The following is a 20,976-nucleotide window of genomic DNA, read 5'->3' as shown; positions in this document are numbered from 1 at the left end:
CTAGGGACGAGCCGCGGCACCGCTGGGTGGAATGGGATCCAGGCGAAGCAGATGTCGCCAGGCGTTCACCCGGCATTTGCCGGGGCTCAGTGGCGAGAGGAGTTCCGCGAGCGGCCGCGGACGATGCCGATGAAGGTCTGCACCCGCTCGTCGTCGTTGTCGATCAGCCAGGCCAGGCCGACGGTCGTGGGCTCGATGCCGGTCACCGGCCGGGAGACGGCGTCCTTGCGGTGGTAGAGGCGGGCGATCGACATGGGCAGGATCGCGATCCCGGTGCCGGCCGCGACCGTCTCGACGGCATCCTTCTCGCTCATCGCAGGCCACTTCAGCTGCTCCGCGGACGGCTTCCAGCCCCCGCGCTCCGGAAGGACCAGCTGCTCCTCGGCGAGGTCGTCGAGGGTGACCTCCTCGAGCAGCGAGAGCAGGTGCTCGTGGCCCATCACCGCGACCGGCTGCTCCTCGTAGAGCGGGATGCAGTGGAGGCCGTCGCGGTCCACGGGGAGGCGTACGAGGCACATGTCGAGCTCGCCCTCGCGCAGCAGCCGCTCCTGGTCCTCCTCGGTGACCGGGACGAGCTCGAGCCGCTCACGGCTGCGGTCTCGCCAGATCCGGGCCCACTTGTCGGGGGTGGCTCCGGTGACGAAGCCGACGGTGAAGGTCACCTGCGCATCCTCTCATCGATCGGCGCTGAGTCCCGTGCTGAAGAACGCGGCGTTCCATGTTGCCGCGAAGTTTCTATCGTGTGACAGGTTTGCTAAGGTCGAAGACGTCAGCCGAGACCGGCTGCCGGACGAGGGAGCCGTACCCGGAAGCGCGACAAGACGGCCGTCTGGAGTGGTCATGTCCTGGCTTTTTCTTGTGGTATCCGGCGTCCTCGAGGCCGTGTGGGCGCTCGCCCTGGGCCGGACCGAGGGGTTCTCGCGGCTGGTTCCGTCGATCGTCTTCGGCGTCGCCCTGATCGGCAGCCTGGTGGGCCTCGCGATGGCCATGCGCACCCTGCCGATCGGCACCGCCTACGCGGTCTGGGTCGGGATCGGCGCCGCGCTCACCGTCGGCTACTCGATGGTGGCGGGAGACGAGGCGATCAGCCCCGTACGCGTCGTGCTGATCGTCGCGCTCGTCGGCTGTGTCGTCGGGCTCAAGCTCACGCACTGACCGGTTCGAGGGTGGACACGTGCTCGGGGCGCTTGACTCTTTCGATATGAGTGCGAAACTTACCCTCTCCAATGTTATCTATCGCACGACAGAAAAAGGCGATGCCACGGTGTCACAGATCTCGCCGCGCCCGGGTCGCGGCCGTCCACGGCTGCTCCCCGGAAAGATCGCGGCGAACCCCCGAGATCAGATCCTCGCTGCCGCTGCCGAGCTCTTCGTGAGCCGCGGCTATGCCGGCACCACCACCCGCGAGATCGCGGACGGTGCCGGGCTGAGGCAGGCCTCCATCTACTACCACTTCGGCAGCAAGGAGGAGATCCTCGCGGTGCTGCTCGAGCGCTCGGTCCAGGACCGGGTCGAGCAGGCCGGGAAGATCGAGGCCGGGATGGGGTCGGTCACGCCCGACGTCGGCCTCTACGCCCTCGCCGTCAGCGACATGAGCGCGCTGGTCGCCATGCCCTACAACATCGGCATGCTCTACCGCCTGCCCGACGTCATCGCCTCACCCGTCTACGACCGCTACGGTCATCTCCGCGGTGACCTCGTCGCCGGCTACAGCCGGGTCGCGGAGCGCGCCGCGGGGGAGCGGGTCTCGGCGAGCAGCGGCGAGCCCGGGCTCGGCGAGCTCCTCGTGCAGATGGTCGAGAGCGTGGTCAGCCTCCGCCGCGAGGACCGGGTCGGCAGCACGACCGTCGCCACGATCGCCTCGGCCTGCCTGCGCCTGTGCGGGGTCGCCGAGGACGCGATCGAGCAGGCGCGGGAGGCGGCTCTCACCGCGCTCGCGCGGGCCTGACCCCGTCCGGCTCCAAAGGCTCAGAGCAAGGTCATGGCCGCCATGGCGGCTAGAGAGACCGATGAGGTGCCGAGCTCGACGCGGGCGAGCGTCGGCGTCTTGTCGCGGCGACTCTCGATGACTGCGTACGCGACGAAACCGGCGACCACACTCACCGCGACAGCCTGCACGACGAGGGCCGGAAGGGCAGCGGGCCGGTGGTGCAGGTGATGTGTCCCGGCGGGTGTCCCCATCGACGCGGTGAGGGCCGCCATCGCGATCAGATGCAGGCCGCGGGGGAGCCGTTCCGCATGGACCTCGCGCGTGCCGACGAGAGCCGCGCCCAGGACACCGAGCACGAGCGCCCAGCACAGGGGTGCGAGCACCGGCTCACCCCACCTCATCCCGAGCAGCATCGTGTCGGTCATCGCGACCAGCATCAGCACCATCGCGCCAAGGGCGCTGACGTCGACTGAGCGAGTGCCCCGGTCGATGCCGGCTGCGCAGCAACCGACACCGACCACGGCAGGCACCAGGGTCAGCACCGCCAGGGCAGTCACGTCAGTCTCCGGCGTGACTGTGCTGGTCGCCCGAGACTTCGCAGTGGCAGGACGACCCGCAGTGCGACGCATCGCTTGCCGGCACGTTGAGCGTCGGGTTGCGGTCGAAGAATCCGTACGGCACCAGCTTGAAGCCCGCGTAGTCGACCGGCATCACCGGCCAGTCCTCCGGTCGCGGGAAATGGGTCAGTCCGAAGGTGTGCCACAGCACGAGGTCGGCTCCGTCCAGTGGCCGATCCGCCGCCATGTAGGCGGGGAGCCCGTCGCCGCCCGGATTCTGGTTGACCAGGTCGCCGGCCGGGTAACGCTCGGACGGGGAATACGCGGTGACGAAGAGCTCCTTGGTGGTGAACTCCGCCCTCGCCGCGATCGAGGACGACGGGTCGGCCAGCAGGGTCGGGTTCTGCTCGGCGTGCAGCGCGTAACCGGTCGGTCGGCCGTACGCATTCCGACGATCGGTGGAGACCACGTGCCAGGTGCGACCCACGGCAGAGTCGGCCGACCGCGCGCCTTCAGCCTCGGAGGCGAGGCGCGTGGAGGAGTAGGTGAACGCGTTGCCGTACGGGTTCGTCTCGGAGACGGGCAGCCTGACCGCCTCCACCTCCTCGACGGCGTTGGCGACCCCGTCGACCATCATGTCGAGGCGGGCGCTGAACAGATGCTGGTGAAACGGCGCGCCGACCCCGGGGGCGACCTCGGTGGCGTACGGCCATGCCTCCATGCCCTTGTAGGAGGACGGGAACAGGATGCCGGTGAGCTTGGCCTCGCACTCGATCTTGCCGTCGAGGTAGAGATACCAGTAGAAGCCGTAGTCGTAGTTGCCGACAGTGGTGAAGAACGAGATCACCAGGCGGCGCTGGCGACGCACCTCGGAGACGCCTTCGACGAAGAGATCGGTGTGCTTCCACAGCGTGCCGAAGTCCTCCTCGTGCATGCAGATGGCGTTCTCGATCGTCTGAGGGTTGCCGAACTCGTCGGCCAGCGTCGCGTCGAAGTAGCGGATCTCGCCGAGGCAGTCACAGCCCAGCTTCAGTGAGTTCGCGAAGCGGCCGAAGATGTACTCGCCGGTGTCGAAGTAGTTCTGCCAGAACCGGGTCGGCGAAGGGTCGGCGTACGGCACGACCATCTCCGCGATCGAGGCTCGGTAGACCACCGGGCGGATCTCGCCGCCCTTGTCCGGGTCCGCGTAGGCGAGGTTGTGCAGCACCAGGCCCTCGCGGGCGTCGAAACCGAGGGTGAAGCTCCAGTTGGCCCAGGTCACGGCATCGCCGCTCACCTGGAACGACGGGCCTTCAGGCTGGGTGATCTCGATCGGCTTGAGACCCTCCAAAGGCGCTGGGCGACCCGAGTCCAGGTGGAACTGCGAAGGCTCGGCAGGCACCGGGAGCAGCTCGTTGTCGATCAGCTCGATGACCTCACCCGCCACGATGTCGACGTAGGCGCACAGGCCGTCGATCGGGTGCGCCCAGGGGTGGTCGGTGGGATCGGCGAAGCCGAACGGGAAGACCCGGATGATCCGCCGTCCCTCCTCGCCGGGGTTCTCGTAGTAGCCGGGCGACAGTGGAGCAGTGACCACGTCGGTGACCGCGTAGCCGCGCTTCTCCAGCGCGGAGGCCCACTCGGCGGAGGCCTGGACGATCGCGTCGATCGCCGTGAACTCCTCGACCAGGATCGGCAACTGACCTCGGGTGTTGTCCACCTCGGTCACCGTGACCGTCTCGGCGGTGAGGTCGACGCGCGTGTCCAGTCCGACGCCGGTCGCGGTGTCGAGGAGCAGCGCGCGTACGCAGCGGGGTGGGACCGGCCCGGTGTCGGCGAGCGCCGCGAGCACATCCGCCTTCGCGGGCTCGTCGAGTCCGACGTAGGCGAATCTGGTCTTCTCGCTCACGTGCCCGGCCTCGTGCAGCAGCTTGCTGGCAGCGGTGATCTCGGCGGCGTTCAGCGAGGAGACCGGGTTCGTCGTGACCGTGGGTGAGATCTGCAGAGTCATGGGTTTCCTCATTCGGAGATGTTGTCGATGACGTTCGCGTACGCCTCGGGGCGCCTGCGTCTCAGGACGTACGCCTGGATGAGCCCGAGCATGGGGAAGGCGGCGGTCACGACCAGGAAGGCGATCGTGAGGGCACCGAAGCGTGGGGCGCCCGCGGCGTCGACGTCGCCCAGGAGCATCGGGAAGTTGATGAACAGGATCACGGCGATCGCGACCAGGCCGAGAAGTCCGAGTCCAGGTGCGACCCAGGTCCGCCAGATCCCGGCGCTGATCTTGCCGCGGACCAGGTAGACGATGACTGCGAGGCAGGTCAGCGCCATCAGGATCACGATCGCGAACGTGGCCACCCCGGAGAACCAGGTGAACACCTGGAGGTAGGGGTCCAGACCGAGCACGGCGAAGGCGACTATGAAGAGGCCGGAGGTGCCCGTCTGCACGAGCGAGGAGGTATGCGGCGACTCGTGGCTGGCGTGCACCCGCCCGAGCGCCCCCGGCAGCAGCGACGCGTGCGCCATCGAGTGCTGGTAGCGGGTGATGACGTTGTGGAAGGAGAGCACGCACGCGAACAGGCTGGTCATCAGCAGAACGGTGACGATCTCCGCGCCCGCGCCACCGAGGTAGCGCGCGGCGGTGGTGCCGATGAAGCCCTCGTAGTCGGTCTGGATCTCCTCCGTGAACCCGTCGCCCCAGCCCTGCACCAGCGCCCAGGAGGTGAAGGTGTAGAAGATGGCGATGATCGCGACCGCGGCGTACGTCGCCAGCGGAATGGTCCGTTCCGGGTCGCGAGCCTCGTCGCGGAAGATCGCGGTCGACTCGAACCCGATGAACCCGGCCATGCAGAACATCAGAGCCAGTGCTGGTGTGCCGGAGATGATCACCGACGGAGTGAAGGAGGAAACACTGATTCCGTCGGCCCCACCCTGGACCAGGATCACGGCGGAAAGCACCAGGACGATCCCGACCTCGGCGACCAGCAGCACCCCGAGCACCTTCGCGGACAGCTCCACGTGACGGTAGCCGAGCACGCCGACGGTTCCGACAAGGGCCAGGGCCCAGGCCCACCAAGGCAGCGCCAACCCGGTCTGTTGCTCGACCCAACCGCCCAGTGTGAGCCCGAGGAACCCGTAGACCGCGATCTGGATCGTCGTATACGTCAGCATCGCTAGCCACGCCGCCGCGAGCCCGGCTGGGCGACCCAGGCCGTAGCCGACGTAGGTGAAGAACGCTCCGGGCCGGGTGACGTACCTGCTCATCGTGGACAGCCCCACAGCGAAGAGGAGCAGGATCACTCCGCCGATGGCGAACATGGCCGGAACGCCGGCACCGTTGCCGAGCAGGGCAGCGAGCGGGAACCCGCCGCCGATGACGGTCAGCGGTGCGGCGGCGGCGACGACCATGAAGACGATCGAGCCGGCACCGAGCTGCCCGGTCAGACGCTTGGTGGCTGGTGGGGCGGCCGCCGGGAGTGTGGCGGGGTCTGCGGTGGACATGTGGATCTCCCAGGGTCGGGGGCAGGTGGTTCAACCGTCGCCGACAGGTCTTTCGCCTCGATCACGCCGACGCAAACTCTCTGGTCCGACCGAACGGGATTCCCTGGTCTCATCTGGCATGCGGCCCGGTGTGACGTCTGCGTAACCAGGGTGAAACCGCCAGGCCCTTAGCCTGATCCGAACCCTCGGTCACACGGAAAGCAGGCAGCGATGAACGCACTCGACAGGGCGATCATCGACCCACCGCAGGTCCCTGGGGTGGGCGAGAGGTCGCCGATGGCCGGCCTGGAGCGGCGTACGGTCGGGTTCGTCGACGTGCTCGCCCAGTCGGTCGGGGCCACCGCTCCGGTTGCCGCGGCCGCGACGATGCCGGCTCTGATCGCCGTTCGGTCCGGACACTCGCTGCTGGTCTGCGTCGTGCTGGCCTGGGCGCTGGTGGCGGGCGTGGGCCATGCCGTTGGTCAGTTCACTCGCCGGATGGCGGCACCCGGGTCGCTCTACACGTTCGTCACCAAGGGGCTGGGGCCCAGCGCTGGGTACGTGACCGCGCTCGGGCAGGTGGTGGGGTACGCGTTCGTGGCCATGTTCGGGCTGGTCGGGGCGGCGCTGTCGGTGCAGACCTTCCTCGGCTCGGCCGGCGTCGCCGCCTCCTCCCCGATGGTGACCGCCATGGGTGTGGTCGTCCTCGGTCTCGTCTGCTTCGTGGTGCTGCGCCGAGGTATCCGGATCTCGGTGCGGGTCACCCTGGTCGTCGAGATCGTCTCGGTCGCGGCGTTGCTGGTGCTGCTGGTGACCGTCCTGTCACGGGTGGGCGCCGATGCGCTGACCGCGCCGTTCCGTGCCGGGCTGCCCGGCCCAGGCGGGCTGGTGGCCGGGACCGCGGTCGCGATCACCGCCTTTGTCGGGTTCGAGACGGCGGCGTCGCTGGGGTGCGAGGCGGCGCGTCCGTTCCTCACCGTCCCTCGCACGATGCGCTGGACCTTGATCGTGGTGGGGCTGACCTACCTGCTCTCCGCCTATGCTCAGGAGGCGGCCGGTGTCTCCTTCGGCCTGCATGTGGCCGACAACGACATCGCACTCAACCTGCTCTCCGACGGGGCAGGGGTGCCGCTGCTCGGCCGGATGCTCGACCTCGGGCTTGCCGCCTCGTTCCTGGCCTGCGCCATCGCCTCGTCGACCGCGCTGGCGCGGGTGGTCTTCAGCCTCGGTCGCGAAGGTGTCCTGCCGCGGGCGGTCGGGTTGACCGACCCGCTGCGGAGTACGCCGCTGGGCGCCCTCGCGGTCGTCGTCCCCGCCACGGTGGCGCTGCCGCTGGTGCTGCTCGCGGTCGGGCTCTCGCCGTGGCGGGCGATGAGCGTCCTGATCGTGGTCTCCGCTGTTGGCTACATCGTCGCCTATGGCCTGGTCGCGGTCGCCGCGCCGGTCTTCCTGCGCCGGATCGGTGAGCTGACCCGCTCGGTGGTCTGGGCCTGTGGCGTGGTGGCGGTGGCGCTGGCCGGTGTGCTGGTGGTCTACATCGCGGTCGTCGCCGGCACCGAGCCGCTGGCGCTGGCTCTGCTGGGCGTCGTCGTCGTTGCCGGTGCGCTGGGCTATCTGCACGTGCGGGTACGTAGACGAGAGGAGTTTGCCCGGATGGGGCTCTTCGACGAGCCGACCACCGACGACCTGCTGGGTGGCCAGTGAGCGCGGGCGGTGCCGATCTGAGCGGGCGCCAGCCGCATGCCGTACGGAGCGCGCTCTCCGTGCTCGAGGAGATCGCACGAGCGGGCCCGGGCGTCACCGCGCAGCAGATCTCTGCGGCACTCGGTATCCCGCGGGCGACGACGTACCGGCTCGTCAACCTTCTCGTCCAGGACGAGTACCTCGTCCGGCTGCCCGACCTGTCCGGGTTCGCGCTGGGCCACCGGGTGGCGATGCTCGCATCGAACGCTGCGCCGAACCGCGAACGTGAGACCGGGGAGATTCTGGCGGGGATGCGGGCCCGGATCCGGGCCGGTGTACATCTGGCTTCCTTCCGCGAAGGCCGCATGCAGCTGGTCGACGTCGACCCCGACTTCCCGCTGACCCCCGCCTCGCTGGCGGACCCATCGCGCATCGCCACCGAACCGGGCGCCGCGGCGCTCGGGCTGCTGCCGGCGGCGGACGTCTCCGAGGCGTACGTCGTCTGCGACGGGCAGCTCGGCTACGGCTCCCTGGCGGCGGCCGTTCGTGACGACGCCGGCGTGCTCGTCGCCGGTGTCGCACTCGCGGTCCCAGCGCCCCGCCTCGAGGACGCGGCCGGACTGTTCTCGCTGGTCCGCGATGACGTCGACCGGTTGCGAGCCGTGCTGACCCGTCCTTGAGGCACCGCTCAGTGCATGCCCGGCTCGTGGGCCAGGTGCGTCTCGGGCTCGAGCTGGAAGGTGGAGTGCTCGACGTCGAAATGACCGGCCAGGCAGGCCTGGACCCGGTCGAGGACCTTCGGCGCGCTGCCGTCGAGGAAGCACTCGGGCAGCAGGGTCAGGTGGGCGGAGACCGCGGGCAGGCCCGAGGTGACCGTCCAGGCGTGCAGGTCGTGCACCTCGACCACATGGTCGACCCCGAGCAGGTGCCGGCGCAGATCCTCGACGTCGACCTCGGCCGGCGCACCCTCGAGCAGGATCCGGCCGCTGTCGCGGAGCAGACAGACACCGGCGTACGTCATCAGGGCGACGACCACGAGCGAGGCGACCGGGTCCGCCCGGGTCCAGCCGGTGAGCAGGATGATGACCGCGGCGACGAGGGTGCCGATGAAGCCGTAGAGGTCGGAGAGGACGTGCTGGTAGGCGCCCTCGACGTTGAGCGAGGTGCGGTTGGCGCGCGCCATCAGCGCGGCCGCGAGGATGTTGACGCCGCAGCCGACGAGCGCGACCACGAGCATCGGCCAGCCCTCGGCGTCGGGCGGGTCGATCAGGCGCCGGATCGCCTCCACGCCCACGACCGCGGCGAAAACCAGCAGGGTGATGCCGTTGAGCGCCGCGGAGAGGATCTCGGCGCGCTTCCAGCCGTAGGTCCACTGGCCGTGCGCCGGGCGAGCCGCCAGCCGCATCGCCCACAGCGCCGCCGCGATCGCCCCGACGTCGGTCAGCATGTGGCCGGCGTCGGCCAGCAGCGCGAGCGAGTCGGCGAGGATCGCGACCGTCACCTCGCCGATCAGGAACACACCCAGCAGCGACATCGCGGCGATCAGGTAGCGCCGGTCCGCCGCCGGTGAGATGTGTTCGTGATCGTGCCCCATGTTCGATGAGTCTAGGTCGGATTCTCGCGTGCGCTCAGCAGGCGGTCGTGGGATGGTGCAGCCATGTCGAAGGCCGATGAGTTCTTGTCGCTGCACGTCCCCGGAAGCCCGCTGCTGATGCCCAATGCCTGGGACGCCGGCTCGGCGAAGGTCCTGGCCTCGCTGGGCTTTCCGGCGCTGGCCACGACCAGCAGCGGGTACGCCGCGACCCTGGGCCGCCTCGACGGCCAGGTCACCCGCGACGAGGTGATCGCGCACGCCACGGCGCTGGTCGAGGCGGTCGAGGTGCCCGTCTCGGCCGACCTGGAGGCGGGCTTCGCAGGCACCGTGGCCGAGGTCGAGGAGACGTTCCGGCTCGCCGTGGCCGCCGGCCTGGCGGGCGGGTCCATCGAGGACTACGCCGGGAACGAGAAGGACACGATCTACTCCATCGAGGAGGCCGCCGAGCGGGTCGCCGCCGCGGCCGGGGCCGCTGGTGACCAGTTCGTCCTCACCGCCCGGGCCGAGAACCACATCCGTGGCCGCGACGATCTGGACGACACGATCGTCCGTCTCCAGGCCTACCAGGAGGCCGGCGCCGATGTGCTCTTCGCGCCCGGCGTCATCGCCGTCGAGGACGTACGCCGCCTGGTCGACGCCGTCGACCGCCCGGTCAACGTCCTGCTGCTGCCGGGCGGCCCGTCGGTCCCCGAGCTGGCCGAGGCCGGCGCGGCGCGCATCTCGGTCGGTGGCGCGTTCGCGTTCGCCGCCCTCGGGGCGGTCAAGCGGGCCGCGGAGGAGCTGCTCGGCGCCGGCACGACCGGCTATTCGGAGCTGGCGGCCGAGGGTGCCAAGGCGTTTCGCAGTGCTGGTTGACTGGCCCCGTGATCGATGAGCTGAAGGTCGTACGAGCGGGGTTCGCGCCGATCAAGGGGACCAGGCACCTGCCCCACGAACGAGTGGTGCTCGACGCCCAGGGGGTCGTGGGAGACCGCGGCTTCGCGCTGGTGTCGGTCGACGAGACCGACCCGGCCCACGGGCGGGTGCTGCGGACCGTGCAGCACCCCTCGCTGGTCGCGGTGCGAGCGAATCTGGCAGGCGACCGGCTCGAGGTCGTGCTGCCTGACGGCGAGACCGCCACGGCGGAGCCTGCCGCGACGGGCGAGCGGCTCACCTGCGACTACTGGGGCCGGGAGGTCGAGCTGGAGCTGCTCGGCGGCCCGCACGCGGCGTTGTTCTCGAGGTGGCTCGACCGGCCGGTGCGGCTGACCCGTGCTCGTCGCGGCGACGTCGTCTTCGCCGGTTCGGTGTCGGTGGTGACCACGGCGTCCCTGCGCGAACTCGCCCGCCAGGCGGGCGCGGACGCCTTGGACGCGGCGCGCTTCCGGCCCAACCTGGTGGTCGAGACCGACGAGCCCTACGCCGAGGAGACCTGGCTCGGCCGGGAGATCCGGGTCGGCGGGGCGACGCTCCGGATCGGCGTACCCATCCCACGCTGCGCCGTGATCGACAGCCATCCGGAGACGGGGGAGAGGGACGTACGTCTGCTGAAGACGCTCGCCTCCCACCGCCCGCTCAACCGGGCCGGCGAGCCGGCGTTCGGGGTCTTCGCCGAGGTGGTCACGCCCGGCGCCGTGGGCCCGTAGCCGGCCGCACAGGCCACGCACAGGAACGGGCCAGCGCGGACTCAGGTGGAGTGCGTACGCTCCTGATGTGGATATGCAATCGCTGTTGTCGCGCGACTCCGTGAAGGTCGCCCTCGTCGTCAACGCCGGCTCGCGCCGGGGACAGGACGCGCTGGCGTCGTCGGAGGAGATGCTGCGGTCCGCGGGGATCGAGGACGTGCACGCCTACGCAGTCCACTCGGGGGAGGAGCTGGAGGCCACGCTCGACAAGGTCGCCGCCGACCAACCCGACCTGCTCGTCATCGGCGGCGGCGACGGTTCTGTGGGTGCCGCCGCGGCCCGGATCGCCGGCAGCGACGTCGTGCTCGGGGTGCTGCCGCTCGGCACCGCCAACGACTTCGCCCGCACGCTCGAGCTCGACCAGGACCCGCAGACCGCGGTCCAGCAGATGCTCGAGGGGAAGGTCATCAACGTCGACATCGGACGGGCCAACGGCCACGCCTACCTCAACGTCGCCTCCTTCGGTCTCTCCGTCGCGGTGACCCAGGCCCTGAACCCGCGCCTGAAGAAGCTGATCGGGCCGGCGGCCTATCCCGTGGCGACGCTGCAGGCCTACCGCCACCACAGGCCGTTCACCGCGCGGCTGGAGTTCCCCGAGGGCGACCACGACACGGTGGAGCTCGACGACCTGCTCCAGGTCGCGGTCGGCAACGGCCGCCACTACGGCGGTGGCAACACCGTCTCGCCCACGGCCTCGGTGGACGACGACCTCCTCGACGTCTACGCCATCGTCCGCGGCCGCATGCGCGACCACGTCTCCATCGCGCGGCTGCTCAGGAGCGGCCACTTCATCGAGCACGACCAGGTGCACCACGTGACCACCTCGGCGGTGCGGATCACCACCGACGAGGCGATGCCGGTCAACCTCGACGGCGAGATCGTCACCGAGACGCCGACCGACTTCACCCTCGAGAGCAACGCGCTCCACGTCGCGGTACCGATCCGCAGCCGCGCCGGCCGCCTCGACGGTCCGCCGCCGGACGTCCAGAGCTGAGGCCGACCGGGGCTAGGGGCGTCCCGCCCGGGGCACGTCGACCCGGATGGCCAGCAGCCGTGCCTCGGTGTTGGCCTTGCGCGCCTCCTCGAAGAAGTCGGGCGCGGCACAGACGTACAGGGTCCTGCCGTCGCTGCCGCCCAGCATGCAGGCGAAGACGCCGCCACCCGGCTCGATCTGCTCGAGGATCTCGCCGCCCTCGGCGACCCTGACCAGCCGGCCGAAGACCGCGTCGGCGGTCCACACGGCGCCCTCGGCGTCCAGGCAGCAGCCGTCGGGCGCGAGCACGGCATCGCCCATCGCCTCCGCGAACGCGGTGTGCGTGCTGAGCTCACCGAACTTCGCCCACGTACGCCGGTTGCTCAGCGACCCGTCCTCCGCGATGTCGAACGTGCTGATCCGGTTGCCGCATGTCTCGTCGACGATCAGCGTGCCGTCGTCGGTGATCACGCTGCCGTTGGGGAACCACATGTCGTCGGCGACCTCGGCCACCGTCCCGTCCGGGTCGACCCGCAGCAGCACGGTCGGCGCCACGTCGGCGCCGGCCATGATGTCGAAGCCGAAGTTCCCGACGTACGCCCTGCCCTGCTCGTCCACCACCATGTCGTTGAGGTGATGGCTGACATGGCCGCTGAGGTCGGCATGGGTCACCAGCGAACCGTCCGACTCACGGCGCAGGATCCGGCGGTCGCGCATCGAGACGACCAGGAGGTGCCCGTCGGGGAGCCAGCCCAGCCCCGACGGCTGCCCGGGCACGTCCGCCTCGACCCGGAGATCGGAACCGTCCTCCTGGGCCGAGTAGACCTTGTGGGAGTAGAAGTCCACGAACCAGATCCGGTCCTGGTGCCACCGCGGGCACTCCAGATAGTGCATGTCCTCCACAACGGTGGTGATCTCTCGGGCCATGTCCATGCTCCTCGGGTCGTCGTCGACTGCCCCCATCATGCCGAGAAGTCAGGTACGTCGGGCGAGAAGTCACTCACGCGAATCGAGATGGCACCGCGGTGACATCTCGGCCGACGCAAGTGACGTCTCGGCCGACGGGGGTGACGCCTCGGCTACTCCTCCAGTCGCCAGGCCGCCTTGAGGGAGAGCTGGCCGCCGGTCTGGAGCAGGGCGCGGCTGTATAGGCGCTCGGCGAGGCGTACCAGGGCGACGCCGAAGGCGAGGAGCAGGACGACGGCGATGACCGGCTCCCACCAGGCCGCGGTGCCCTCGACCAGGCGCATCGGCATGAGCACGGCCGAGAGCGGCGGGACGTACGAACCGATCTGCTCGCCGACCCCGTCGAGGTAGAGGGCGCCGAAGAACATCACCATGAGCAGCATCGTGATCGGGGTGGAGGAGGACTGCAGGTCCTCGGTGCGGGAGGCGAGCGCGCCCGCGACCGCCCACAGGGTCGAGAGCACCACGAAGCCGATCAGGAAGAAGACCACGAACCAGCCGATCGCACCGGACAGGGCCGGCAGGGCGAAGCTGAAGTCGGTCAGGCTGAGCCCGACGAGTCCGACGGCCACATAGATGAGCATCTGCCCGACGGCGATGACGGCGTTGCCGATGATCTTGCCGGCGAGGAGCTGCCGCAGCGGTACGGCGGCGGCGATCATCTCCACGATCCGCGACTGCTTCTCCTCCACGACGCTGTTGGCCAGCGTCATCCCGAACATGATCGAGGCGAAGTAGAAGACGATCGCGAGCGCGTATCCGACGACGTAGCGGATCGCGGACAGCTCGCTGTCGCCCTCGAGCTGCTCGACTCCGACCGCCGATCCCTCGGTCAGCTCGGCCGCGGTCGTGCCGGCCGCGTCGGCGTTGCCGGCCAGGACGATCGCCTCGACCGACTGGCTGACCACGTCGCGCAGCTCGGAGTCGGCGTCCTCGAGCGTGACCAGCGTCCAGCCGTCGGTGGCCGGGCGCAGATAGGCGTCGGCCTGCTCCTCCTCGAGCGCGTGCCGGGCGGCGTCCGCGTCGTCGACGGCGACCGGCACGATGCGTACCTTCTCGTCGATGTCGGAGGCGCGCTCGGCGATGCCCTCGACCATCGCCTGCGAGGCCGTGGTGGAGTAGGCGAGGTCGTAGGTCTTCTCACGGCTCTCGCTCCACGCGGTGAAGCCGAGAACGCCCACGATCACCGCGAGCATCACCGCGGTGCCGATCAGGGTCGACTTGTCGGTGGCACGGACCGCGATCTCGCGGCGCGCGACGATCTGCCACACGGGCTGGCTCCGGGGGTGCGACGTGGTCATGCGGTGACCTCCCGGTAGATCTCGGACAGACGGGGTACGACGCGGTGGAAGTCGAGCACGTTCCCGCGGCTGGTGGCCTCGGTGAGCAGCTTCTGCTCGGCACCGGTGGAGACGACCTCGATCTCGGCCTCGGGGCCCGAGACGTCGCGGACGTGGAGCCCCGGCAGGTCGCGTACCCAGCCGGCGTCGCCGTCGAGCACGAGCCGGTAGCGGAGCGCCGCGTCGGCGCGCAGCTCCTCACCCGTCCCCTGGATGACCACCCGGCCGCGGGCCATCACCACCAGCCGGTCGCACAGCCGGTCGACGAGGTCGAGCTGGTGGGAGGAGAAGACGACGGGTACGCCGTCGCGAGCATGCTCGCGCAGCAGGTCCGCCATCGCGTCGATGGCGTCGGGATCGAGCCCGGAGAACGGCTCGTCGAGGATCAGCGCCATCGGCGCGGGGACGAGCGCGGCGATGATCTGGACCCGCTGCTGGTTGCCCAGCGACAGCTTCTCCAGCGGATCCTTGGTGCGACCGCCCAGCCCGAACCGCTCCAGCAGCACGGTGATCTCCCGGCGCGCGTCGGCGGTGGACATGCCGCGCAGCCGCGCCAGGTAGACCAGCTGGTCCAGGATCGGCTGCTTCGGGTAGAGGCCGCGCTCCTCGGGCATGTAGCCGAACCGCCGCCGGTCCTCGCGGGTGACCTCGTGCCCCTGCCAGGAGACCGTCCCGGCGTGAGCGGCCAGCACCCCCATGATCATCCGCATGGTGGTGGTCTTCCCGGCACCGTTGCCGCCCACGAACCCGGTGAGCCCACCGGACGGGACCGGGAAGGACACGTCGTCGACGGCGACCATCTCGCCGAAGCGGCGGGTCAGCCCGCTGACCTCGAGCATCGAATCTCCTCTGCGTTGGAAACGAACGGGACCCACGCTATTTCAGTGCCGCACCGGACGGATCCGTCGCGAGGATGAGCTCGACCTCACCCGTTGGGCGGGCTGGCGGGGAGCAGGCCGTGACGGTGGATGAAGACCACGGTCTGCACCCGGTCGCGCAGCTGCAGCTTGGCCAGGCAGGCCGACACGTGGGTCTTCACGGTCGCCTCGGTGAGGAACAGCCGGCCGGCGATCTCGTTGTTGCTCAGTCCCTCGCCGATGAGCAGCAGCACCTCCCGCTCGCGGGCGGTGAGCAGGTCGAGCTCCCGGGGCGGCTTCGGCCTCGGCGCCGACGGGGCGTTGTCGCTGGTCACCCGGCCGATCACCCGCATCGTGACCTCCGGGGCGAGCAGCGCATGCCCGTCGGCGGCGGCCCGCACCGCCTCGGCCAGGGAGTCGGGGTCGGCGTTCTTGAGCAGGAAGCCGCTCGCGCCGGCGGCCAGCGCGTCGAAGAGGTAGTCGTCGCGGTCGAAGGTGGTCAGGATGATCACCTTGGCGTGCCCCTCGGCGACCACCGTGCGTGTCGCCTCGATGCCGTCGGTGCCGGGCATCTGTACGTCCATCAGCACCACGTCGGGCCGCAGCTCGCGCGCCTTCGCGATCGCGTCGGCGCCGTCGGAGGCCTCACCGACCACCGAGATGTCGTCCTCCATCGAGAGGATGAGACGGAACCCCGAGCGCACCAGCTGCTGGTCGTCGGCGAGCAGCACCCGGATCATCGCGCCGCTCCCGCCGACGTGACGAGGGAGTCGAGCGGGAACCGCACCCGCACCCGGAAACCCTGGACGGCTCTGGGCCCGATGTCGACCTCCGCCTTCCTGACGGCTGCGCGTTCGCGTACGCCCAGCAGACCCAGGCCGCTGCCGGAGGTGCCGTGCCGGGGCCGGCCGTTGTCGGTGATCTCGACCTCGGCGTACGGCGCGGACGCGGCCCGGTCGACGCGGAGCACGACCTGGGCGCGGTCGGCGGTGGAGTGGCGGCGTACGTTGGCCAGCGCCTCCTGGACGATCCGGTAGACCGAGTGCGCCAGCGGCAGCGAGAGGTCCTCGACCGGCCCGACGGCCTGGTAGTCGACCCGCAGCCCGCTCTCGCGCACCTCGTCCAGGAGCGCGGGCAGGTCCTCGAGGCGCGGCTCGGGGCGGCGTACTTCTGCTGAAGCGGAGCCCAAAGGCTCCACATCGCCGGCCGGGTCGCGCAGGGTGCCGAGCAGCGAGCGCATCTGGGTGACGCCCTCGCGCGCGGATGCCTCGACGTTGCCGAGCGCCTCGGCGGCGCCCTCGATGTCATCGGGACGGCCGCGTTCGAGCAGCTTGCGCCCGGCGGCCGCCTGGACGCCGACGACCGCGACATGGTGGGCGACCACGTCGTGCAGCTCACGGGCGATCCGCAGGCGCTCGTCGATCACGGCGCGGCGCTGGAGCTGCCCGGACTGGGCGGCGATGGTCGCGGCCTGCTCGGCCAGCTCGGCCTTCTGCCGTGCACCCCGCCAGGCGACCTGACCGCCGACGATCGCACCGGCGAAGTAGAGCAGGTTCATCAAGGTGGTGAGCAGTACGTAGGCGGTCACCGGCCCGATGAGCGAGGAGCCCTCCGTGTCGGCGGTCGCCTCGCGGATCTCGTCGATGCCGCTGCCGACCGCGAACTGCCAGGAGAGCCAGGCGAACATGAACAGGGTGATCAGCCCCATCACGATCACCATGTCCCGCCGGCGCCGTGCCCAGGCGGCTCCGGCGAAGAAGGCGACGAAGTAGATGATCTGCATCGGCAGCAGCCCCATCACGGTCGGGAGCCACACCCCGGTGACGAACATGTGCAGCCCGGCCAGGAGCGCGATCGTGAGCGGGAAGCGCCGCCTGAAGACGAGCAGCGCCGCGCCGATCACCACCGCCGTCCACTCGACCCAGGTCGGTGCGTCGCTGGAGTCGAGCGTCCCGACTCCCCGGATAAGCTCCATGGTGGCCAGGCTCGCGACCAGCACGACCGCGCCGACCAGCCAGTCGCCGAGCGTGATCGAGCCTTCCCGCTCCCAGTCGTCGTCGGTCGCGAAGAAGGTCGCCAGCCGGCCGGAGGAGCCGTCGTCGTCGTGCACAGTCACCCGGCCACCCTAGTTCGGCAGGCGGGCGGGGTCCTCAGTCTCGAGACTGAGTCCGGCAGGTGGCTGGCGGGGTAGTCCGGGAGCGAACTGCCCAAATACTGGCCGGTAATAGGCAGTTCGCTACCGGACTACCCGTTTTCAGCGCGAGCCAGCAGCCCGCTGACGCTTGCGGGCGCGCGAGCCGGGGCGGCTCTTCCGGTTGCCGGTGCCCTCGCCGGCGGGGCGGCGCGGGGGCTGGGCGACGACTGGCACGAACGGGCCGGGCCGGGTGCGCTCGCCGGGAGCCAGCTCGACCAGGATCGGGTGCGAGGGCCCGTCGAGACGGGTGGTGGTCGGCTTGATCCCGGCGGCGCGGGTCAGCGTACGGACGTCCTTGACCTGGTCGGGCAGCATCAGGGTGACCACGGTGCCGGAGGCACCGGCGCGGGCCGTACGGCCGGAGCGGTGCAGGTAGGCCTTGTGCTCGGCGGGCGGGTCGGCGTGGACGACGAGGGTGACGTCGTCGACGTGGATCCCGCGGGCGGCGATGTCGGTGGCCACCAGGGTGGTCGCCCGGCCGGAGTGGAAGGCCTCCAGGTTGCGCACCCGGGCGTTCTGGGAGAGGTCGCCGTGGAGCTCGACGGCCGGGATGCCGGCGCGGCCGAGCTGGCGGGCGACGCCCTTGGCGCCGTGCTTGGTGCGGGTGAAGACGACCGTGCGGCCCGGAGCGGCGGCCAGGTCGGCGAGGACCGGGATGCGGTGCTCGCGTGCGGAGAGGTGGAGCACGTGGTGCTCCATCTCGGCCACCGGCGACTGCGCGGAGTCGGCCTCGTGGACGACCGGCTGCTGGAGGAACTGCTTGACCAGCACGTTGACGCCCTTGTCGAGCGTGGCGCTGAACAGGAGACGCTGGCTGCCCTTCGGCGTCATCGTCAGCAGGCGCCGCACGGCGGGCAGGAAGCCGAGGTCGGCCATGTGGTCGGCCTCGTCCAGGACGGTGACCTCGATCGAGGACAGGTCGGCGTGACGCTGCGCGATCAGGTCCTCGAGCCGGCCGGGGCAGGCGAGGACGACGTCGGCACCCTTGCGCAGGCCGATGACCTGTGGGTTCTGCCCGACACCACCGAAGACGGTCTGCACGCTCAGGCCTGCCTCCGCGGCGAGCGGTCGCAGCGACTCCTCGATCTGGCGGACCAGCTCACGGGTCGGGGCGAGCACGAGCGCCCGCGGCTTGCCGGACTTCGCCCTGGCGCCACCCGCGAGGCGGGCGACGAGCGGAAGCAGGAAGGCGTACGTCTTGCCCGAACCGGTCCGCCCACGACCGAGCACGTCGCGCCCGGCGAGGGAGTCCGGCAGGGTCGCGGCCTGGATCGGGGTGGGGGTGGTGATGCCGTGGTGATCGAGGACGGCGGTGAGGTCTGCGGGCACGCCGAGCGCGCTGAAGCTCTGCTGAGACAAGGAGTCAACTTTTCAAGCGATGTGTCTCGCCATAATGAGTTGATACCGAGAGCGGCCGGGGGCAAGACCGGAACGGGCCGCTGATGGATCAGATACTACCGGTAGGTGATCCGTCCACCAGAATCGTCGGTGCCGTGTCTCGGGTCACGCCCACGGATCGACGAGGATCTTCGCGTGCGTCTCCGGGTCGGCCAGGTCCGAGAAGGCCTGGGCGACGCCGTCGAGCCCGACGGTGCCGGTGTGCAGCGGCGAGGGGTCGACCTTCCCGCCGGCGATCAGCTCCAGCGTGCGCGCGAACTCCGCGGGGTCGTAGCCGAACACGAACCGCAGGTCGATCTCCTTGTGGATCGCGATCGCGGGCCGGATCGTGTCCGGCTCCATGCACACCCCGACCACCACGACGCGCGTGTGCAGCGGCGCCGCGGTCATGATCTGCTCGAGCATCCCCGGCACCCCGACGCACTCGAAGACGACCGGACCGGTCGGCGACTGGCCGAGGCGGTCGGCGTTGAGCAGCACCGTCTCCCAGGGGAGCAGCGGGATGCGGCGTACGACCTGCATCGCGTCGATCCCGAAGCCCAGGTAGTCGGTCAGCGAGTTGACCGGCCCACGCTGCTTGTAGGCGTCCCACGGCGAGGACTCGCGCGGGTCGACGACCACGTCGGCACCGCACTTCACCGCGAGCGCGCGCCGCGCGGGGGAGAGGTCGGAGGCGACGACCGTCTTCACCCCCTGCGCCTTGAGCATGAGGATGACGGCCAGCCCGATCGGGCCGCAGCCGATGACGACGGCAGGCCGCCGTGCGGAGACCGCGCCGCGGCGTACGGCGTGGAAGGCGACCGCCAGCGGCTCGGTGAACACGGCCTGGTCGGGCGAGACGCCGTCGGGCACCGGGAAGGTGAAGGCCTCCTGGACGACGCAGTACTCCGCGAAACCACCGGGGGAGTCGACGTCGAAGCCGACCATGTGGACGGCCCCGTCCGTACGCAGCACCGGCAGCGCCGTCACCGACGTGCCCGGCTCCCAGCGACCGCGGGTCTCCGGGCCATAGGCCACCACCTCGCCGAGGAGCTCATGGCCCAGCACGATCTCCTGATCCGGCGTCATCGCGGTGGTGTAGCCGATCTCGGTGACCACCTCGTTGAGCTCGTCGGCGTGCTCTCGGACGTGCAGGTCGGAGCCGCAGATCCCGGCGCGCAGCACCTTGATCAGCAGCTGTCCCGGCCCGGGCTCGGGACGCGGGACCGACCGCACGGAGAGCTCGCCCTTGTGGACCACGGTTGCGCGCATCTGGTTCATCGACGCCGACGCTACCTCACCCCGTCCGCACCCGGTCTCAACCAGTCGGCAGCGATCCAGCGGACGAGATCCGGTGCAGGTGAGCGGTGAACGAGTGCTGGTGGTCGACGCGCGGCAGCCGAAGCGCGGCGCCGGTGACCAGGTGCAGCGTGACGTCGATGCGCGGGTTGGCCTTGCGCTCGTCGACGACACCGGTGTCGATGCTGGTCACGTCCTCCCAGAGGATGACGTCGGTGTGGCGGGCGTACTCCAGGACCAGGCCGCCTTCATAGAGCCCGAGGTCGACCGCGACCGGGCGCTGCAGCCCGAGCCAGGCCAGCCGGAACCCGAGGATCAGCCCGGCGAGCGCAACCAGACCCCCGGCCAGCACGAGCACCATCGGCAGATTCGGCCGAGTGGCTACCCAGGCCCCGAACGCGATGAGCGCCGGGCCGAGGACCAGCCCGACCGGCGCCAGCCACGCCCGTCCGTGCGCGGGGTGGGTGCTCAGCCGGATGCCGAGGTCCTCGGTGAGCGTCTCCTCGCCAGGCGTACGCAGCCACGCCCGCCGCCTCGGCAGCACCACCAGTCCGAGCACCGTGAGCGCGATCCCGCCCCAGAGCACAGGCTCTCGGCCCATCCCGAGGATGCGGGCCGGCCACGGGTTGATCGCATGCTCTCCGTAGGCGTCGGAGTCGACCACCCACATCCGGAAGGTCGCCTTCGACGGGTCGGGGTCGCGCCCGATGTCGCGCAGGGTGCCGTGGATGCTTCCGGTGACCCGCTCGCCCTCGATGCGCCACTGGCCGCGGCAGGAGGTGATCTCGCCGGTGCCGCCGTCGAACTCGCACCGCTCCACCACGCTCACCTCCGCCCATTGCCCGCTGTTCCACCGGTCGGCTGCGTGCTGCGCCACGACGGTGGCGGGGAACAGCATCGCCAGGGCGCCGAGGCCCAAGGTGATCAGGACGGTCGCCATCGACGTGAGCCGCTGTAGCCGGCGCACCCGGCGAGAAGGGTCGATGAGACGGGACTTGGGGCCGGTGGTGGGGAGCACGAGGCCTTTCACATCAAAGACTGGGACGGACGTCGATCGAGGCTCGGAATTCTAGCCGCATGCCC

The 20,976-nt window shown here is 70.4% G+C and carries 20 protein-coding genes and 1 riboswitch; of the genes, 7 read left to right on the top strand and 13 right to left on the bottom strand.

Annotated elements, in window-relative coordinates; genetic code table 11:
- Window positions 1–86: 86 nt before the first annotated feature.
- Entirely contained in the window at window positions 87–662 is a 576-nt protein-coding gene (locus tag ACIO3S_RS13285) for a LysR family substrate-binding domain-containing protein (protein ID WP_160022776.1), read from the bottom strand.
- Window positions 663–766: 104 nt separating this feature from the next.
- Window positions 767–830: riboswitch (guanidine-III (ykkC-III) riboswitch) on the top strand.
- 10 nt (window positions 831–840) lie between these two features.
- Here ACIO3S_RS13285 and ACIO3S_RS13280 point away from each other — a divergent pair.
- Window positions 841–1,155, top strand: coding sequence for a multidrug efflux SMR transporter (locus ACIO3S_RS13280; RefSeq protein WP_160022778.1), 315 nt, complete (start codon window positions 841–843; stop codon window positions 1,153–1,155).
- A 109-nt stretch (window positions 1,156–1,264) separates the two neighbouring features.
- Window positions 1,265–1,948 carry a helix-turn-helix domain-containing protein gene (locus ACIO3S_RS13275; RefSeq protein ID WP_160022780.1) on the top strand — a complete coding sequence of 228 codons (684 nt, stop codon included), beginning with the start codon at window positions 1,265–1,267 and terminating at the stop codon, window positions 1,946–1,948.
- Window positions 1,949–1,968: 20 nt separating this feature from the next.
- On the opposite strand, the gene ACIO3S_RS13270 is transcribed toward ACIO3S_RS13275, so the two are convergent.
- Genes ACIO3S_RS13270 through ACIO3S_RS13260 form a run of 3 tightly spaced genes read right to left on the bottom strand, consistent with a single transcriptional unit; the run spans window position 1,969 to window position 5,967 of the window.
- On the bottom strand, window positions 1,969–2,487 hold the full coding sequence (locus ACIO3S_RS13270) for a hypothetical protein (RefSeq protein ID WP_400464045.1): 519 nt from the start codon (window positions 2,485–2,487) through the stop codon (window positions 1,969–1,971).
- 1 nt (window position 2,488) lies between these two features.
- Window positions 2,489–4,477, bottom strand: a complete 1,989-nt coding sequence (locus ACIO3S_RS13265) for a primary-amine oxidase (protein ID WP_400464042.1) — start codon at window positions 4,475–4,477, stop codon at window positions 2,489–2,491.
- Between the two features lie 8 nt (window positions 4,478–4,485).
- Window positions 4,486–5,967 (bottom strand): APC family permease, encoded by a 1,482-nt coding sequence (locus ACIO3S_RS13260; RefSeq protein WP_400464039.1) that lies wholly within the window; start codon window positions 5,965–5,967, stop codon window positions 4,486–4,488.
- Between the two features lie 210 nt (window positions 5,968–6,177).
- Between ACIO3S_RS13260 and ACIO3S_RS13255 the strand changes: the two genes are divergently transcribed.
- A complete protein-coding gene (locus tag ACIO3S_RS13255) occupies window positions 6,178–7,650 on the top strand; it encodes an APC family permease (protein ID WP_400464036.1) in 1,473 nt (490 codons plus the stop codon).
- A complete protein-coding gene (locus tag ACIO3S_RS13250) occupies window positions 7,647–8,309 on the top strand; it encodes a helix-turn-helix domain-containing protein (RefSeq protein WP_400464033.1) in 663 nt (220 codons plus the stop codon). Before ACIO3S_RS13255 ends, ACIO3S_RS13250 begins: the two co-directional genes overlap by 4 nt.
- An 8-nt stretch (window positions 8,310–8,317) precedes the next feature.
- On the opposite strand, the gene ACIO3S_RS13245 is transcribed toward ACIO3S_RS13250, so the two are convergent.
- Window positions 8,318–9,223: a cation diffusion facilitator family transporter gene (locus ACIO3S_RS13245; RefSeq protein ID WP_400464030.1), complete on the bottom strand. Its 906-nt coding sequence runs from the start codon at window positions 9,221–9,223 to the stop codon at window positions 8,318–8,320.
- Window positions 9,224–9,286: 63 nt separating this feature from the next.
- Between ACIO3S_RS13245 and ACIO3S_RS13240 the strand changes: the two genes are divergently transcribed.
- The 3 genes from ACIO3S_RS13240 to ACIO3S_RS13230 all read left to right on the top strand — a co-directional run bounded on the left by ACIO3S_RS13240 (window position 9,287) and on the right by ACIO3S_RS13230 (window position 11,881).
- On the top strand, window positions 9,287–10,078 hold the full coding sequence (locus tag ACIO3S_RS13240) for an isocitrate lyase/phosphoenolpyruvate mutase family protein (RefSeq protein ID WP_400464027.1): 792 nt from the start codon (window positions 9,287–9,289) through the stop codon (window positions 10,076–10,078).
- A gap of 8 nt (window positions 10,079–10,086) precedes the next feature.
- Window positions 10,087–10,848, top strand: a complete 762-nt coding sequence (locus tag ACIO3S_RS13235; RefSeq protein ID WP_400464024.1) for an MOSC domain-containing protein — start codon at window positions 10,087–10,089, stop codon at window positions 10,846–10,848.
- A 73-nt stretch (window positions 10,849–10,921) separates the two neighbouring features.
- The gene (locus ACIO3S_RS13230) at window positions 10,922–11,881 is read left to right on the top strand and encodes a lipid kinase (RefSeq protein ID WP_400464635.1); all 960 of its coding nucleotides are present in this window, start codon (window positions 10,922–10,924) and stop codon (window positions 11,879–11,881) included.
- Window positions 11,882–11,893: 12 nt separating this feature from the next.
- Here ACIO3S_RS13230 and ACIO3S_RS13225 read toward each other — a convergent pair whose 3' ends face one another.
- The 8 genes from ACIO3S_RS13225 to ACIO3S_RS13190 all read right to left on the bottom strand — a co-directional run bounded on the left by ACIO3S_RS13225 (window position 11,894) and on the right by ACIO3S_RS13190 (window position 20,911).
- Window positions 11,894–12,787: an SMP-30/gluconolactonase/LRE family protein gene (locus ACIO3S_RS13225; protein ID WP_400464021.1), complete on the bottom strand. Its 894-nt coding sequence runs from the start codon at window positions 12,785–12,787 to the stop codon at window positions 11,894–11,896.
- Window positions 12,788–12,939: 152 nt separating this feature from the next.
- On the bottom strand, window positions 12,940–14,127 hold the full coding sequence (locus ACIO3S_RS13220; RefSeq protein ID WP_400464018.1) for an ABC transporter permease: 1,188 nt from the start codon (window positions 14,125–14,127) through the stop codon (window positions 12,940–12,942).
- Complete coding sequence (locus ACIO3S_RS13215; protein ID WP_400464015.1) at window positions 14,124–15,005, bottom strand: ABC transporter ATP-binding protein; 882 nt, start codon at window positions 15,003–15,005, stop codon at window positions 14,124–14,126. The genes ACIO3S_RS13220 and ACIO3S_RS13215 overlap by 4 nt, the downstream gene beginning before the upstream one ends.
- 86 nt (window positions 15,006–15,091) lie before the next feature.
- Window positions 15,092–15,763, bottom strand: coding sequence for a response regulator (locus ACIO3S_RS13210; RefSeq protein ID WP_400464012.1), 672 nt, complete (start codon window positions 15,761–15,763; stop codon window positions 15,092–15,094).
- Entirely contained in the window at window positions 15,760–17,139 is a 1,380-nt protein-coding gene (locus tag ACIO3S_RS13205) for a sensor histidine kinase (protein ID WP_400464009.1), read from the bottom strand. Before ACIO3S_RS13205 ends, ACIO3S_RS13210 begins: the two co-directional genes overlap by 4 nt.
- A 138-nt stretch (window positions 17,140–17,277) precedes the next feature.
- The gene (locus ACIO3S_RS13200) at window positions 17,278–18,576 is read right to left on the bottom strand and encodes a DEAD/DEAH box helicase (RefSeq protein WP_350843904.1); all 1,299 of its coding nucleotides are present in this window, start codon (window positions 18,574–18,576) and stop codon (window positions 17,278–17,280) included.
- Between the two features lie 144 nt (window positions 18,577–18,720).
- Window positions 18,721–19,875, bottom strand: coding sequence for a zinc-binding dehydrogenase (locus ACIO3S_RS13195; protein ID WP_400464005.1), 1,155 nt, complete (start codon window positions 19,873–19,875; stop codon window positions 18,721–18,723).
- A 37-nt stretch (window positions 19,876–19,912) separates the two neighbouring features.
- Entirely contained in the window at window positions 19,913–20,911 is a 999-nt protein-coding gene (locus ACIO3S_RS13190; RefSeq protein ID WP_400464002.1) for a hypothetical protein, read from the bottom strand.
- Window positions 20,912–20,976: the final 65 nt, after the last annotated feature.

The sequence above is a fragment of the Nocardioides sp. NPDC087217 genome (genome assembly GCF_044744805.1).
Classification (GTDB): Bacteria; Actinomycetota; Actinomycetes; order Propionibacteriales; family Nocardioidaceae; genus Nocardioides.
Note: the sequence above shows the minus strand (reverse complement) of the source record. Positions and strands in the feature narration are given on the sequence as shown.

Coding starts and splice junctions, on each gene's coding strand:
- ACIO3S_RS13260 (WP_400464039.1), bottom strand. CDS start 5,967: ATGTCCACCGCAGACCCCGCCACACTCCCGGCGGCCGCCCCACCAGCC.
- ACIO3S_RS13245 (WP_400464030.1), bottom strand. CDS start 9,223: ATGGGGCACGATCACGAACACATCTCACCGGCGGCGGACCGGCGCTAC.
- ACIO3S_RS13220 (WP_400464018.1), bottom strand. CDS start 14,127: ATGACCACGTCGCACCCCCGGAGCCAGCCCGTGTGGCAGATCGTCGCG.
- ACIO3S_RS13195 (WP_400464005.1), bottom strand. CDS start 19,875: ATGAACCAGATGCGCGCAACCGTGGTCCACAAGGGCGAGCTCTCCGTG.
- ACIO3S_RS13265 (WP_400464042.1), bottom strand. CDS start 4,477: ATGACTCTGCAGATCTCACCCACGGTCACGACGAACCCGGTCTCCTCG.
- ACIO3S_RS13280 (WP_160022778.1), top strand. CDS start 841: ATGTCCTGGCTTTTTCTTGTGGTATCCGGCGTCCTCGAGGCCGTGTGG.
- ACIO3S_RS13215 (WP_400464015.1), bottom strand. CDS start 15,005: ATGCTCGAGGTCAGCGGGCTGACCCGCCGCTTCGGCGAGATGGTCGCC.
- ACIO3S_RS13240 (WP_400464027.1), top strand. CDS start 9,287: ATGTCGAAGGCCGATGAGTTCTTGTCGCTGCACGTCCCCGGAAGCCCG.
- ACIO3S_RS13210 (WP_400464012.1), bottom strand. CDS start 15,763: ATGATCCGGGTGCTGCTCGCCGACGACCAGCAGCTGGTGCGCTCGGGG.
- ACIO3S_RS13230 (WP_400464635.1), top strand. CDS start 10,922: ATGCAATCGCTGTTGTCGCGCGACTCCGTGAAGGTCGCCCTCGTCGTC.
- ACIO3S_RS13255 (WP_400464036.1), top strand. CDS start 6,178: ATGAACGCACTCGACAGGGCGATCATCGACCCACCGCAGGTCCCTGGG.
- ACIO3S_RS13225 (WP_400464021.1), bottom strand. CDS start 12,787: ATGGCCCGAGAGATCACCACCGTTGTGGAGGACATGCACTATCTGGAG.